The following is a 15,793-nucleotide window of genomic DNA, read 5'->3' as shown; positions in this document are numbered from 1 at the left end:
CCTCCCCTCATCTTAGTTATTTTTAAATTGTTCAAAACCATTTAATTGAATTTCATCTGCAAGTGATGCATCACCTGTTTTAACTATTTTTCCATCTACTAAAACATGAACATAATCAACTTTTAAACTTTCTAATATTTTATTATTATGAGTTATTATTAAAACTGCATTATCTTCATTAGTAAACATTTTAATTCCTTCTGAAACGATTCTTACTGCATCTACATCTAGACCTGAATCTGTTTCATCAAGTATTGCAACTTTAGGATTTAATGCAAGTAGTTGTAATACTTCATTCTTTTTCTTTTCTCCTCCTGAGAAACCAACATTAAGGTATCTTCTTAAATATCCATTCTTTATTTTTAAGCTATCACTAATTTTTTTAAGTTCATTACTAAACTTAAGATATTTAACTGGTTCTCCTGTAATTTCTCTTTTTGCAGTCTTTAAGAAATTCTCAACTGTTACTCCTGGAATTTCTTCTGGTGTTTGGAATGATAAAAATAAACCCTTTTTAGCTCTCTCATCAGTTTTAAGATTTGATATATCCTCACCATCTAAAATAATTTCCCCAGCAACTTGTTTATATCTTGGGTGACTCATAAGTGTATTTGCAAGAGTTGATTTTCCTGCTCCATTAGGTCCCATAATTACATGAACTTCACCTTTATTAATAGTTAAATCTAATCCCTTTAATATTTCTTTGTCGTCCGCTACTGTTTTAAGCCCCTTAACTTCTAATAATTTCATCTTTCTTCCTCCTAAATCTTATATTCATATCAAAATACTCTGAATTAACTTTAAAAATATTAGCAGTATTATAACTGCTCCAAATCTATATTTAATAATCTCTATTTATTCTAAATTTAATTTTGCTCTATTTATATTCTACTATTTTTCTCTGAATTAATAAATAGCAATTTAAAATTTTTTCAAAATTTCTTTACTTTAGATAAAAAATAAATCATTTCAACATTTATTTTTATATTTTTTAGATATTTATTAAAATTTTAATATATTTATTTATAAATTAATATTAAAATTTATCTAGTTTTATTGAGCTATTTTCAATATAAAATTTAAAATCGGAAATACTAAAAATGACTAATATTTATTTTTTGATGATGATTTCTATAATTATATGAAAATATAAAAGATTATCATTTTTCTTTCATCAATAAAAAATTTCATTTTTTTAAATTTTATAAAATAAATTATTGATTTTTTAATTGATAAATATTATCATTTAAATAACAATATTTATAATATGCTAGGAGGAATTAACATGAATTTACAAGATTTCTCATCAAAAATAAGAGAAAATAATAAAAACTTACATAAGGCTGCTGAATCAACAGGCTTTAATAAAAGACTTATAGATGGAAATGCTTCTAAAGAGACATATGCAGAATTTTTATTTAACTACATGGCTGTGTACAAAGCTATAGAAAATGCCCTTGAAAATTCTAAAGATTTACCTGACATAAAACCTTTTATTACTCCAGAATTATATCGTTCTGAAGCATTAAAAAAAGATGTAGAATATATCCTAAAGGATAAGGTAGCTAAATTAGAACTTTTAGCTTCAACTAAAGCTTGTGTTTCAAGAATAGAAGAAATTTCAAAAGAAAATCCAATTTTAATTGTTGCTCATGCTTATACTAGATTTTTAGCAGATTTATTTGGAGGAAGAACTATATATCAAGTAGTAAAAGAAAATTATATTCAAGAGGATGAGGGATTAAACTATTATAAATTCCCAGAAATCACAGATATAAAGGATTATGTTTTTAGTTATAGAATAAAATTATCTTCTATAAATTTAAACGCTGAAACAGAAAATGCTTTTTTAAATGAAATTGCAAATTCATACTTATATAATATAGGAATATCAACTGAATTAGAATCAAAATTATTTTAATATAAAATTAAGAAAGAGGATGTATCAAATTACAGATACATCCTCTCTGCCTTTTATCTAGCTATATAGACTCCTCATTTGTATCTATATCGCTATCTCAACAGATAAAAAAATACATTTATAAAAGTAGTATTTTTATTTTAAAATTCAATCGCCCCCACAGTCTCCAAAATCCCCACAATCGCACCCGTCGTGACTACTAAAAAAATCACATCCGCCACTTGAGTTATCTCCACCATGGAAAGTTCCACCAGATCCATTATTATTTCCACAAAGAACTATTACTAATAATATTATAAGCAAACTCATTATACCACTAAGTAATTCCATAAATATCCTCCTGTATATTTGACACATAGCCTAATAAAATTTATCTGATGACGAGTGTCTGTAATACTCCAAACTTCTATAAACTAGAGATAAACAGATACATCCCCCTAAATGACTTCAGCTTAAATTCAGCTAAGCTTGAATTAAGTCTTAGTTTATGAATTTCTATTAGTTTAGAATACATCTTCCTCCAATTACAATATATAAAGCATTTTATTCATCAATTTTTAAATTTTATTTCTTAATATATATTTATTATTAAATTTTTTTAATTTAATGTAATGATTTAATAACCCTATAATACTTACTTATAATTATAATTTTTTATATATTTTTAAACCAAGGGGGAATATATAAATGGCAAATGCAATAATCTACATTAGTGAAATTTTTTTACTATTATATCTAGCTTTTGCGATACTTAAATTATTAGTATATAGAACACATTAATAAATAAAGATATATCATCTATCTGTCTTTTAGCTAGCTATATAGACAGATAAAAATATATCTATAAAAATAACACCACCTTTTATCTAAAAGATGGCTTAAATCCTTATAATAACTAATAAGTTTTAATAATTTTGTAAAAGTGCTATTTCAAATTTAGTTCCTACCCCAATTTCACTACTTACACTTATATTTCCATTTTGTCCTTCAATTATGGTTTTAGCTAATGCTAGACCTATGCCTGCACTATCTCTCTTTTTACTTCTACTACTCTTAAAAAATCTATTAAATACATAATCAATTTCATCACTATGTATTCCTTCTCCTTTATCTTCAACTATTATTCTAGTAAAGATATTTTCCTCCCTTATAGTAATGCTTACTTCTCCTTTTTCATAGGAATGCTCTATACAATTTTTAATAATGTTCAGAAGAGCTTCTTCCATCCAAAACTTATCATAATAAAGATTATTACTTCCTTTGCTTTCCTCTCTAATACTTATGGTAACTTCATTACTTTCAGCAATTTCCTTCAAATGATTTACTGCTCCTGCAACTGACTCTTTTATTGGAGTATTTTCATTCTTGAATTTTATAGCTCCAGCATCTAGTTTTGCAAGTTTCAAAAGATTTTCTACAAGAGTTTGCATCCTTACAAGCTGTTTTTCATTACTATCTAAAACCTTAATTTGCATTTCACGCTTAAGTTCCCTTTTACACAAAAGCTCATTATTGAGCATTATAGAACTAAGAGGAGTTCTAAGCTGATGGGATATATCAGATAAAAGGTTAATTAAAAATTCCTTTTCCTTTTTTACATTTTCAAGACTTTCCCATACAATTCTATTAACTTTATTAATAGACATAAGTAATTTTGATATTTCTCCTGACTCTATATCCCTTATTTTAAATTGTTCCTTATTAGTTAGTAAGTCATCAACCCATTTCTCTATAAGAGCTATTTTTTCATAAATCTTCTTATGACTTTTATAATTTAAAAATATAGAAATTGATAATAAAACTAATATAAAACCATTCAATAAATAAAAACTCTTATTCCCTATTCCTACAGTATCATTAAAAAGCCCATTCTTAATATTCTCACTGTACATGTACTTATTAAGAATAGCTTTCCCTTTATTTTCACGTTCTATATCTTGCCCCTTAGTGATAGCTCTCACAACAGCCTCTTCTGCTTCTGGATACAACTCCAAAATAGTTGCTGTAGTCCTTCCTTGATAATTTATAAATGCCTTTTTATATATTGTAGAAATATATAAGTTACATATATTAATAAAAATTAAAGCTATAACCCCTAAAATTATAAAATTCTTAGATGATTTCAAGAGTTCCTTATTTTCAAAAACATCCATTGTCTCTCCCCCTAATGCCTTGTTACATTTTTATTCCATATGTAACCTAATCCTCTTTTATTTACTATGTATTGAGGAGAGCTTGAGTCTGTCTCTATTTTTTCTCTAAGTCTTCTTATATAAACAGCTAAAGTTTTATCATCCACTAAAGCCATATCATAATCATAAATACTATCTAAAAGCTGTGATTTACTAAGAACACTCATAGGATTTTTCAAAAATACAAGAAGAAGCTTGTACTCCGCTGGAGTTAATGATAAATTTTCTCCATCAATACTACAACTGCAACTATTTATATTAACTTCTAAATCACCACTTTTTATAATTCCTTTTCCTGATGATAACTTATACCTTCTTATATTAGCTTTCATTCTAGTAATAAGTTCCTTTGCCCTAAAAGGCTTAGTTATATAATCATCAGCTCCTATTTCAAGGCCTAAAACAACATTAACTTCATCATCACAAGCAGTTAAAAATATTATAGGAACATTACTTTTTTCCCTTATATATTTGCATACATCATATCCACTTCCATCAGGAAGCATAACATCTAAAAGCACCATATGAAACTCTTCAGAAAACTTCTCTTTTGCTTCCTTTACAGTTCCTACTCTACTTACAGTAAATCCTTCATCCACTAAATTAAATTCTATTGCCATAGCAAGCGCATCATCATCTTCTAAAAGTAAAACCTTACTCACCCATAATCCCCCTTTATCACATTACCTTTCATATAAACGTAGACTTAATTCAGGTGGAGTTTTGACTCCATCTGAATGCTTAGTCGTAGTTATCTAGAAGCGTGATGCTGTTTATTTATATAAGATAGAAGTATTACAGCCTCTAGCTATCAGATAAAGCATAATTTAATAATAACAAATTTTCCCTTATTGTAATATTAAAATAATATAAACTAATATTTAATTTATAAAGAATTATTGATATAAATTAATTTTATAATCTATTATTACATATTTAATTAAATATATAAATTAATCAATATTAAACTAAAAAGTTAAATGGATCTATTAAGATCCATTTAACTTTTTGTTAGATAATCAACATTATTCTTGAACATAGCCTTAGAAAATTATCTTTCTCTGCTGTGATACTATATAGCTAGTTTAAAGTCAGAATTTTATTCACCCTTTAAATTTTCTATAATAGAACTATGATCTACTTTTCTAAGAGGTATTAAAGATGCTATAACACCTACTAAAGTTCCAATTATACCAATAAATAATATTACATCAAAATGTATAACGAATTTAAAATTAGTTATTGTTAAGAGATTCCTATATAACATAAAGTTTATTATTGTTCCTATTATAGTTGCATAAATTAAACTTATAATTCCATATAAAGCTCCCTCTTTCATAATCATATTTCTTATTTCTTTTTTACTCATACCAATTGCCCTAAGGGAAGCAATTTCTCTTCTTCTAAAAATTATATTGGTGGACATAGTATTAAAAATATTAGTACAGCTTATAAGCCCTAAAACAATTATGAATCCATAGACTAAAAATCTAATTTGATTTATAAATTCGTTACTTTCCTTCATAGCCTCTTTTTCATCATAATAATTGACACTGTACTTTTCAAATATCTCCTTAATATTATTGTGTATAGATTCCTTATTGTTATAATCTGTTATTCTTATTTGAATACTATCAAGGTCTAAGCAATCATTATAATTATCACCTAAAAGTTCTTTTATGCTATTATTATCCACTATATAATCATAAGTCTCTAATCCTGTTGGAAGTTCATCAACTATTGCAACTACATTAAATTCTTTTACTCCATCCTTTTTATAATTTTTAATTTTTCCAGATTCATCATACTCAATATTAAAATAACTATCTAAATATAGCTTATCTCCAACTTTTAAATTTGAAACTCTTCCTCTAAATTTATTTTCAAGATAATGAAACCTATTGTTAACTATTATAATTCCATTATTCTTTTTCATATCCTCTAAATTTATTTTACCCTCAATTAAATATTTATCTAAAACAGAAATAGTATCTTCTCTTAACTCTGTACTATAAATAGCAGGAGCAAGAATGTCATAATCTTTATTTAGCTCATTTCTTGACATATAATTATTATCTTTATTAAAAATTTCTTTATTAAGATTATCCTTTTTAATTATTTGTCCCAAAAGCCCTGTACCAAGACTATTATGTTCAAATATAGTTATTCCTTTAATCTTTTGAAGTTCATTTAATAAAGAATCTACTTTACTTTTTTCATTATTATAAATATAAGTTGTTATATCTGGAGTATCTAAACTAGCTTCTGTATATCCTAAAGTATCATTCATAACAATTCTCATATAACTAGAAAAGACAATGAATATTATCATACTTATAGTAAGACCTAAAACTGTAGAATTATATCTTCTTTTATTTCTTTTTATATTTCTATAAGCCATTACAGTTCTTATATTAAAAAACTTTTCTATGAAACTATGTTTTCTTCTTTTTATTTTTTCTTTCTTTATTCCATTTCTATTATCAATTGCTTCAAGTGCTGATATCTTTTTAAGCTCTAAAGTAGGAAGAAAAGCACATATATAAGTTGTTACAAAACCTAAAATAGCTGCTAAAGCTAAAATCCACCACTCTATTTTAATATTTATTAAAATTTGGTCAGATATCATATATAAAACTTTTTCCACAACTATTATGGCTATAGTTCCAAAAAACAAACCAAAAGGAATTGATATTAATGCAATAATATTTGCTTCTTTTATAATCATAGACCTAAGCTGCTTTGTAGTTGCCCCTATAGCTTTTAACAATCCAAACTCTTTAAGTCTTGAAACTATACTTATATAAAAAGAATTTTTTATAACTAATACTGTACTTACTATAACAAGAGAAATTATAATTACTGCCATTGATACTATAGCTGCATTTCTTTTTATATCTTTCCCTGCACCAATATAAGATAAATAATAATTATTTTCATTTCCTTCCTTAGATGTCATAGTTTTAAGCTCATCTAAAGTTTTTCTTAATCCCTTTGTTTTCCCTTCAAAAGCTGCTAAAGTTTCTTCTCCTAATGAAACATTACTTTTAGATATTACTATACTTCCCTCTTTTTTTGCTTCATTAAGTGCTTCATTATCTATTATTCCAACAACTTTGTAGTTAGATTTTTTTCCATTAGCTTCTATAGTTACATTATCACCTATAGATTTCCTCATTTCCTTTATAGTAACTTTGTCTATAACCGCTTCTGACTCATTTTTTCCAAAGCGTCCCTCTACTATATCATAAGGAAATAAATGCTCCTCTCCACTTGTTACTTCATTTAATAAAAACTTATAATCATATTCTCCATTATTTGCAGTTATAAGACCTAAATTATTAAATAATCCTACATTTTTAACAGCAGGATGTGCACTCATTCTAGAAAGTTCATCCTTTGAAAGTCCTGTGAATGCTATATGATATGCTCCACTTGCATCAATTTCCCTATTTATAAAACCTTGATGTATTCCTTTAGTAAAAAACATAATAGCAGTTATAAGAGATATAGATAAAATTATTCCACATATAGTAGTTATAGTTCTTCCTCTATTTTCAAAAAGGTATCTTTTTGTAATATCCCTATAGGTTTTCAATATTAACACCTCTCTTATCCCTTACACTCACAATTTCCCCATCCTCTAAAGTTATAACTCTATCTGCTTTATCTGCTATTTTTAAATCATGGGTTATAACTATAAGAGTTTGGTTATACTTTTTGCTACTAATTTTTAAAAGTTCTATAATTTCCTTACTTGTTTTTGAATCAAGATTTCCTGTTGGTTCATCAGCTAAAATTATTCCCGGTTTATTTATAAGACTTCTTGCAATAGAAACCCTTTGTTGTTGCCCTCCTGACAATTCTGCTGGAATATGCTTTCTTCTTTTATCAAGCTTTAATATCTTCAATATTTCTTCAAAATACTCATCATCTACTTTTTTATTATCAAGAAGTGCTGGAACCTTTATATTTTCCTCAACATTTAAAATAGGTACAAGATTAAAAAATTGAAAAACAAAACCTATACTTCTTCTTCTAAAAATAGCTAGATTATTATCATTTAAATTTAATATATTTTCTCCATCTATAAAAACTTCGCCACTAGTTGCCTTATCAAGTCCCCCTAAAAGATGTAATAATGTAGATTTTCCTGAACCAGACTCTCCAACTATAGCAACAAACTCACCCTTTTCAACGTTAAATGTAACATTTTTTAATGCTTCAACCTTATTTTCTCCCTTACCATATATTCTACAAAGATTTTTAACCTCTAAAATACTCAAACCTAATTCCTCCCTCTTTATATGAATTCCATAAACTAATAGTAAAATTCCTAAATTACAATTCATCCTAAAGAAGTATTACAGATTTGTAATAAACTAAAATATTTTTAAATAAAAAAGAGCCTCGTCAAAGTGAAATAAAATTCACCTTGAGATGCTCTTCTAAAAGTTAGAATTTTCAATTAAAATATTGTTTTAATCTTATAGTGATGCTTTATATATTTCTAAAGCAATATCAGGAGTTAAATCTCCAGTTTCTGATAAATTAGTCATCTTATGTTCTTTTAAAGCTTCAACAACTGCATCTAACTGTTCTGCTTTTACTCCATAATCACTTAATCTTGTTTTTATCCCTAGACTTTCAAAGAATTCTCTAGTTTTTTCTATAGCTAATCTTGCTCTTTCTTCTTCTGAACCTGTTGTTATATTCCAAACTCTTTCAGCATATTGAGCAAGTTTTGCTTTCTTCTTCTCAAATCTTATATCCCAAATTGTTGGTTGAAGTATTGCTAAAGTTTTACCATGGTCTATTCCAAATGCTGCTGTTAATTCATGTCCCATCATATGAGTACTCCAGTCTTGAGGTACTCCAGCTCCTATAAGTCCATTTAATCCCATTGTTGCACACCAAACAAGGTTTGCTCTTAATTCATAATTTTCTGGATTTTCTATAGTTGCTTTTCCTATTTCAACTAAAGTTTGAAGAATTCCTTCTGCTGTTCTATCTTGGAATCTTCCTTCTGCTGGATAAGTTACATATTGTTCAACAACATGAATAAATGTATCTACTATTCCATTAGCAACTTGTGTCTTAGGTAAAGTAAATGTTAATGTTGGATCTAATATAGAAAACTTAGGGAATACTAATTGATTTCTAAATCCTCTTTTTCCAATTTCTGAAGTAACAACTCCTCCACAGTTCATTTCTGAACCAGTTGCTGGTAAAGTAACAACAGTTCCAAGTGGTAAAGCCTTAGTTAAAGATGCAGCTGCCATTCTATCACTTAATAAATCTAAGGCATTTCCTTCATATTGTGATGCTAAAGAAATAAATTTAGTTCCATCCATAACAGAACCACCACCTACAGCTAGTAAGAAATCTATATTTTCATCTTTAACAACCTTAACAGCTTTCATTAAAGTTTCGTATCTTGGATTTGGTTCAATTCCTCCAAATTCAAAAACTTCTCTTCCTTCTAAAGCTTTTAAAACCTTATCTAAAGTTCCAAACTTTTTAACACTTCCTCCACCATAAGTAACAAGAACTCTTGCATTTTTTGGTACTAGATTATTTAATTCTCCTAGTCTATCCTTTCCAAAAACTATTTGTGTTGGATTGTAAAAATTAAAATTATTCATCTTTTGCTACCTCCATTTTTTATTATTTCTCATAATCAACTAAAACATTTTATTCAAGTTGATTCAATATCTTCTTGTTTTATAGTATACAACTTGGAGTAAACTCCAAGTCAACATATTTTTTTATCACTTAAATATTTTTCCTATAATTCTAATCTATATACCATAATATTTTTTACTCATTCAAAAGTAATTTTCTTTATAAACTAAGGCTCAATTTATATAAAGTTAAGCCTATTTAAATTTTAGATAAAACTTATATTATCATTCTGTAATATTAATAATAAAAAAATTGTATTAAAGCATTATAAACTCATACTTTAATACAATTTTAAATTATATATTATCTTTTTATTTCTATAACATTTTCTATTAGAGCTTTACATCTTCCGCAACCAGTACCTGCTCCTGTAACTTCTCCAACTTTCTCTACTGTATCTGCTCCATTGTTAACAGCATCTACAACTTCTTGAAGTGAAACATTTTTACATCCACATACTGAAGCTAATATTTTTTCTATTTCTCCCACACAAGCTCCACAACCAGTACCTGCTCCTGTTTTTTCTTTTATTTCTTCTACAGTTCTAGCACCTTCGATCATTGCCTTTCTTATTGTTACGTAATCAACGTTTTTACAATGACATATTACTCTATTTGCAGCCATTATCTGTTCCTCCATACTTTTAATCTTATTTTATAAAACAACATATTTTCACATAAACTAATTTCACAATTTAAAGTCCCTCGTGTTTCTTTGAATAATATAATATCATATCATATAATTCTTATCAAATATCTATGTATTTTTTTATATTGAATTAAAAATATATTTTTTAAAACTTATAATTTATAATATATAATTTTAATCAATAAATAAAAATATTTTATTTTTTTTATTAATATTATGTTAATTTAAAGATAAATTTATCTTTTTTGTTTTAAAAAATAATATTTCATCTTGAAATCACACATAATTTTCTATTATTAAGGATTTCTAATCTTCATTTAATTTTCTTCCAATGAATATTCTTTTTAAAGAATATATAATAATAATATAATTATTTCACCACTTACTTATAGGAAATTTCCTATAATTCAAATCTCAATTTTTATTTAATTTTGTAATTTATCTATTTAATTTTTAACACCATATCCAGTGATAGATTATTTATGAAATTAAATATATAATAAGTATAAATATATAAATTTATCTATTATCTTATAGTGTACTGCATAGTACACTTTTTTTACTTTGGAGGAAAAGGAAATGAAAAATATACTAATAATTGAGGATGAAAAAAATATTTCTGATTTTTTAGAAATGGAATTAGAATATGAAGGATACAAAACAAAAGTCTGCAATGATGGTAAAGAGGGACTAATAGAAGCTCTTAACAATGATTATGACCTAATAATTCTCGATTTAATGATTCCATCTTTAAGTGGCTTTGAAGTTTGTAGAAAATTAAAATTAAAAAAAGATACCCCTGTGTTAATATTAAGTGCAAAGGGAGAAGTTATGGATAAAGTTTTTGGACTTCAACTTGGTGCTGATGATTATCTAGTTAAACCTTTTGCTATTGAAGAACTTCTTGCTAGAATACAAGTTATTTTTAGAAGACTTCAAACTGATAATCATTTAATTATAAAATTTAAAGACATTGTTATAGATAGAACTTCCCGTGCTGTTAAAAAGGGCAACGAATCACTTTCATTAACAAACAAAGAGTATGAAATTTTAGTATTTTTAATAGAAAATAAAGATACTGTAATATCAAGAGATACTTTATTAGAAAATGTTTGGGGTTATGACTATGATCCTGAAACCAATGTTGTAGATGTTTATATTAGATATTTAAGAAATAAATTAAATACTGAAGATAAAGAGGAATATATCCAAACAATTCGTTCTGTTGGATATATAATGCGTTCCTAATGAATAGAATAAGAAAAAAATTAAAGCTTCCAATATCCCTTGAAATAGCTATTGGTACATCTTTAGTCACAATATTTCTTTTATTAGCTTATACAGCTGTTCAACTTCTTAGTTTAAATTATTTCTTTATTTCAACTCAACGAAATACTTTAAAAAATAGATATAGTGAAATTCAATATATACTTTCATCTAACGAAGATATTGATGCCTTATCAGGTTCTTATGAAGTATTAGATACAGAAATGAAAAAAAATCATGAAAGCTTTAGAATCTATTTAGACAAAAAAATAATTTATCAAACACCATTTAATCATTGGAACTCAATATATTTCTATGAAGATTATAATACTGGTTTATACATAGATACTTACTTAATTAACTATAATAGATATCTTGTACTAAGTTCTCCAATGGACATAAATGGCATTGATTATATGATTCAAATAATTCAACCAATTAAGGGCTTTGATGAATTTTTAGAAAGCTACTTACCACTATTAGTTCTATCTACAATATTAGCAATAATTCTGAGTATTTCAATGGCTCTTTATATCTCTAAAAGGTTTGTAAGAAAACTTCGTAGATTATCAAAGACAATGAAAAAAATTCAAGAGAATAATTTAAAAGAGAGAATTGAAATTTCAGAAGTTAAAGACGAATTTGATGATGTTAACCAAATATTTAACTCTATGATGGATGAATTAGAAGCTGTTTTTAATGACAAAAGCAGATTTGTATCAGATGCTTCTCATGAACTTAGAACACCATTAACAGCCCTACAAGGACATCTAAAGTTAATAAAACGTTGGGGAAAAAATGATAAGGAAAGACTAGAGAAATCCTTAGATATATGTCTTGAAGAAGTAGAAAGATTAAATAACATGGTAAATACTCTTTTAGTACTTTCAAAAAAAGAAAAAGAAGATTTCACAAAAAAGAAAATACCTTTACTTTCACCAGAAAGTTTAATCAATGATTTAGTTGATCATTATCAAATACTAGATTCAAATATTGAATTTAAACTCAACATAGAGAAAGACATATTAATAAAAATTCAAAAAGATGACTTAAAACAACTTTTAATTATATTTATAGATAATGCTATAAAATATAATGACAAAGAAATAAAAGAAATAACAATAACACTATATTCAAGTGAAGAAAAAACGACCCTAGAATTTTCCGATAACGGTATAGGAATCAGTGAGGAAGATTTACCATTTATTTTGAAAAGATTTTATAGAGTTGATAAAGCTAGAACTGGTACAGATACAAAGTCCTTTGGACTTGGCTTATCTATAGCTAAAACTATAATTAAAAACTATAATTCCAAAATAAATATAGAAAGTAAACTAGGCAAAGGTACTAAATTCACTATACACTTTCCAATTTAAAGAAATTCACTAATCATCAAATAAAAATATTAAAGCTTCTTTGCATAAATGATAAACCTAGATAGCTAGCTAAAAAGTAAAGAGGATGTATCTGTAATTTGATACATCCCTTTTTTGAAAATTTCATTTATAATATTGGAAATATTATTTTACTTATTTTGCTTTTTTAAGATGTCTTGAAATCTATCAAGCCCTAATATTAATGCTCCACCAAGTATAAAATATATAAAGTTAAATGTACTTAAATTCATTGGTGCTTTTGGTGCTTCTAAAGTAGTTGGTCCCATAAATACTGCATATATTGAGCCTACCATTAAACCTAATATTAAATATATCATTTGAGATCTATAATTAACTAAAGAATATTTAATAATTTTTATTGTTGTTAATATTCCTATTATTATCCCTAATGCAAAGACAATTAATATTGGTACATATTGCAAGTCTAATTTTAATACTGCTTTTATAGAACTTATTATTGGTACATATAACCCAAATATTAATAATAGTGTAGAACCAGATATTCCTGGTAAAACCATTGCTGATATTGCTATCATTCCACATATAAATACATATATTACTGTTCCTATTGAAAGTTTTGACATTGCTAAATTTATTCCCTCATTTGCTGATGATGGATTAAAATATGTTATAGCAATCACTATTATTACACCAATTATCAAAAATATTATATTAGCATATTTATCTTTAATATTATTCTTTTCTGCTTTTATTATAAGTGGTATTGAAAATATTATAAATCCAGTAAATACTGAACTTATTGCATATATATGGCTTTCAAATATTGATGACAAAAATATTACTGAAAGCACAATACCAACTATCCAACCAATACCTAACTTAAATAAAAAAATTATAGATTCCTTCTTCTTTTCTTTGCTGCTACTCTTAGAAGTTAAAGAATTTAATGAGTCTATAAAATTATCATAAAACCCTAAAATAAAAGCTATTGTTCCACCTGACACTCCCGGAACACTATCTGCTAGAGCCATGAAAAATCCCCTTATAAAATTTATAACGTACATCTCACTAGTTCCCTCCTAAATTTTAAAAAAATTAGCAATTAATATTAAGTAACTTTTAGATTCAAAAATCTATCCACATACTTAATAATACATATTTTAACAACTTTTTTCATTAAGTACTTGTTAAGTTTAGATTAATTTTTTTTAATCGTTGCTAATTTTATATATGTATAGAATTATTATACGTGTATTTATGCAATAAACTCAAAGAATAATTAATAAGTTTACATAAAATTATATTTTTATACAAAAAAAATGCTATAATTTAATAAATAAGCTTGCAAATGGAGGGAATAAAAATATGTCATATGCTATGAATGACAATAGGAATAATATAAAATATAGTTTTAAAAATGATTATAGTGAAGGTGCTCATCCTTCTATTTTAAATTCTTTAATAGAAAGTAATTTAGAACAAACTCCTGGTTACGGTTATGATAAATACTGTGAAAATGCAAAAAACTTACTTATAAAAAAATTAAACAATGAATCTGTTGATATTCACTTTGTACCTGGTGGAACTCAAGCAAATTTAATTGTTATTTCATCAATTCTAAGACCTTTTGAATCAGTTATTGCAACTGGATCTGGACACATAAATGTTCACGAAACTGGAGCTATTGAAGCAACTGGACATAAAGTTTGTGCAGGTAAACTTAGAAATGATGGAAAATTAAGAACTACAGACATAGAAGAAATATTAAAAGAACATACTGATGAACATATGGTAAAACCTAAAATGGTTTATATATCTAACTCAACAGAAGTTGGGACAATCTATACTAAGGAAGAATTAAAAAATATTTATGATTTCTGTAAAAAAAATGACCTTTATCTTTTCCTTGATGGAGCAAGACTTGGTTCTGCCCTTTGTTCAAAAGAAAATGACTTAACTCTAGAAGATTTAAGTAAATATACAGATGTATTTTACATAGGTGGAACTAAAAATGGCGCTTTAATAGGTGAAGCTATTATAATAAACAATCCACAGTTAAAGAAAGACTTTAGATATAATATAAAGCAAAGAGGTGCTTTACTAGCTAAAGGAAAAATATTAGGAATACAATTTGTAGAATTATTCAAAGAAAATTTATTCTTTGACTTAGCAAGACACTCAAATGTAATGGCATCACAACTTAATTCAGGACTTAGAAATCTTGGAATAGAATTTTTAAATAATTCAACAACAAATCAAATTTTCCCTATAATATCAAATGAGTTATTGGAGGAAATCCAAAACCTTTATGACATAACTTATTGGTCTCCAATGGGTGATGATAAATGTTGCATAAGACTATGTACCTCATGGGCAACAAAAGAAAGTGCTGTAGAAGAATTTATAGAAGATGTAAAATTATTTCTATGTAAATAAGCAAATTTAATTTTTCTTAAATTCTAGCATTATTAATTCTGACCTAAAATAGTTTTTTAAAATAAAAGGGTGCTGTATCAAATCAGCACCTTTTATATTACTTTTATAAATTATAAACGTAAACTTAATTCAGGTGGAGTTTTTTAACTCCATCTGAATGCTTAGTCGTAGTTATCTAGAAGCGTAAGGCTATTTATCTCCTACTTATAGAAGATAGAAGTATTACAGCCTCTAGCTATGAGATAAATGTATTTTTTTATCTGCCGAGATAGCTATATAGGTACAAA

General features: G+C 26.2%; 13 protein-coding genes. 4 read left to right on the top strand and 9 right to left on the bottom strand.

Going from position 1 to position 15,793, the window contains the following annotated elements; translation table 11 throughout:
- Nucleotides 1–12 precede the first annotated feature (12 nt).
- Complete coding sequence (gene sufC / locus ARA19_RS03195) at nt 13–750, bottom strand: Fe-S cluster assembly ATPase SufC (RefSeq protein WP_055069499.1); 738 nt, start codon at nt 748–750, stop codon at nt 13–15.
- Nucleotides 751–1,285: 535 nt separating this feature from the next.
- Between sufC and ARA19_RS03190 the strand changes: the two genes are divergently transcribed.
- Entirely contained in the window at nt 1,286–1,921 is a 636-nt protein-coding gene (locus ARA19_RS03190) for a biliverdin-producing heme oxygenase (RefSeq protein ID WP_055069498.1), read from the top strand.
- A gap of 147 nt (nt 1,922–2,068) precedes the next feature.
- On the opposite strand, the gene ARA19_RS03185 is transcribed toward ARA19_RS03190, so the two are convergent.
- The 7 genes from ARA19_RS03185 to ARA19_RS03155 all read right to left on the bottom strand — a co-directional run bounded on the left by ARA19_RS03185 (nt 2,069) and on the right by ARA19_RS03155 (nt 10,422).
- Nucleotides 2,069–2,251 carry a hypothetical protein gene (locus ARA19_RS03185; RefSeq protein WP_055069497.1) on the bottom strand — a complete coding sequence of 61 codons (183 nt, stop codon included), beginning with the start codon at nt 2,249–2,251 and terminating at the stop codon, nt 2,069–2,071.
- 575 nt (nt 2,252–2,826) lie between these two features.
- A complete protein-coding gene (locus ARA19_RS03180) occupies nt 2,827–4,074 on the bottom strand; it encodes a sensor histidine kinase (protein ID WP_055069496.1) in 1,248 nt (415 codons plus the stop codon).
- 11 nt (nt 4,075–4,085) lie between these two features.
- On the bottom strand, nt 4,086–4,775 hold the full coding sequence (locus tag ARA19_RS03175) for a response regulator transcription factor (protein ID WP_055069495.1): 690 nt from the start codon (nt 4,773–4,775) through the stop codon (nt 4,086–4,088).
- Nucleotides 4,776–5,212: 437 nt separating this feature from the next.
- On the bottom strand, nt 5,213–7,711 hold the full coding sequence (locus ARA19_RS03170; protein ID WP_055069494.1) for an ABC transporter permease: 2,499 nt from the start codon (nt 7,709–7,711) through the stop codon (nt 5,213–5,215).
- Complete coding sequence (locus ARA19_RS03165) at nt 7,698–8,399, bottom strand: ABC transporter ATP-binding protein (protein WP_055069493.1); 702 nt, start codon at nt 8,397–8,399, stop codon at nt 7,698–7,700. Before ARA19_RS03165 ends, ARA19_RS03170 begins: the two co-directional genes overlap by 14 nt.
- 201 nt (nt 8,400–8,600) lie before the next feature.
- Complete coding sequence (locus tag ARA19_RS03160) at nt 8,601–9,758, bottom strand: iron-containing alcohol dehydrogenase (protein ID WP_055069492.1); 1,158 nt, start codon at nt 9,756–9,758, stop codon at nt 8,601–8,603.
- A 343-nt stretch (nt 9,759–10,101) separates the two neighbouring features.
- The gene (locus tag ARA19_RS03155; RefSeq protein WP_055069491.1) at nt 10,102–10,422 is read right to left on the bottom strand and encodes a (2Fe-2S)-binding protein; all 321 of its coding nucleotides are present in this window, start codon (nt 10,420–10,422) and stop codon (nt 10,102–10,104) included.
- A gap of 603 nt (nt 10,423–11,025) precedes the next feature.
- Between ARA19_RS03155 and ARA19_RS03150 the strand changes: the two genes are divergently transcribed.
- Both ARA19_RS03150 and ARA19_RS03145 read left to right on the top strand, forming a co-directional pair.
- Nucleotides 11,026–11,694 (top strand): response regulator transcription factor, encoded by a 669-nt coding sequence (locus tag ARA19_RS03150; protein WP_055069490.1) that lies wholly within the window; start codon nt 11,026–11,028, stop codon nt 11,692–11,694.
- Nucleotides 11,694–13,088: a sensor histidine kinase gene (locus ARA19_RS03145; protein ID WP_055069489.1), complete on the top strand. Its 1,395-nt coding sequence runs from the start codon at nt 11,694–11,696 to the stop codon at nt 13,086–13,088. The genes ARA19_RS03150 and ARA19_RS03145 overlap by 1 nt, the downstream gene beginning before the upstream one ends.
- A gap of 149 nt (nt 13,089–13,237) precedes the next feature.
- Here ARA19_RS03145 and ARA19_RS03140 read toward each other — a convergent pair whose 3' ends face one another.
- Nucleotides 13,238–14,134 (bottom strand): DUF368 domain-containing protein, encoded by an 897-nt coding sequence (locus ARA19_RS03140; protein WP_055069488.1) that lies wholly within the window; start codon nt 14,132–14,134, stop codon nt 13,238–13,240.
- A gap of 301 nt (nt 14,135–14,435) precedes the next feature.
- On the opposite strand from ARA19_RS03140, the gene ARA19_RS03135 reads away from it, so the two are divergent.
- The gene (locus tag ARA19_RS03135; RefSeq protein ID WP_242862380.1) at nt 14,436–15,506 is read left to right on the top strand and encodes a threonine aldolase family protein; all 1,071 of its coding nucleotides are present in this window, start codon (nt 14,436–14,438) and stop codon (nt 15,504–15,506) included.
- The last annotated feature ends 287 nt before the right edge of the window (nt 15,507–15,793 follow it).

This window comes from Clostridium massiliamazoniense, from assembly GCF_001403635.1.
In the GTDB taxonomy this organism is placed as follows: Bacteria; Bacillota; Clostridia; order Clostridiales; family Clostridiaceae; genus Sarcina; species Sarcina massiliamazoniense.
Note: the sequence above shows the minus strand (reverse complement) of the source record. Positions and strands in the feature narration are given on the sequence as shown.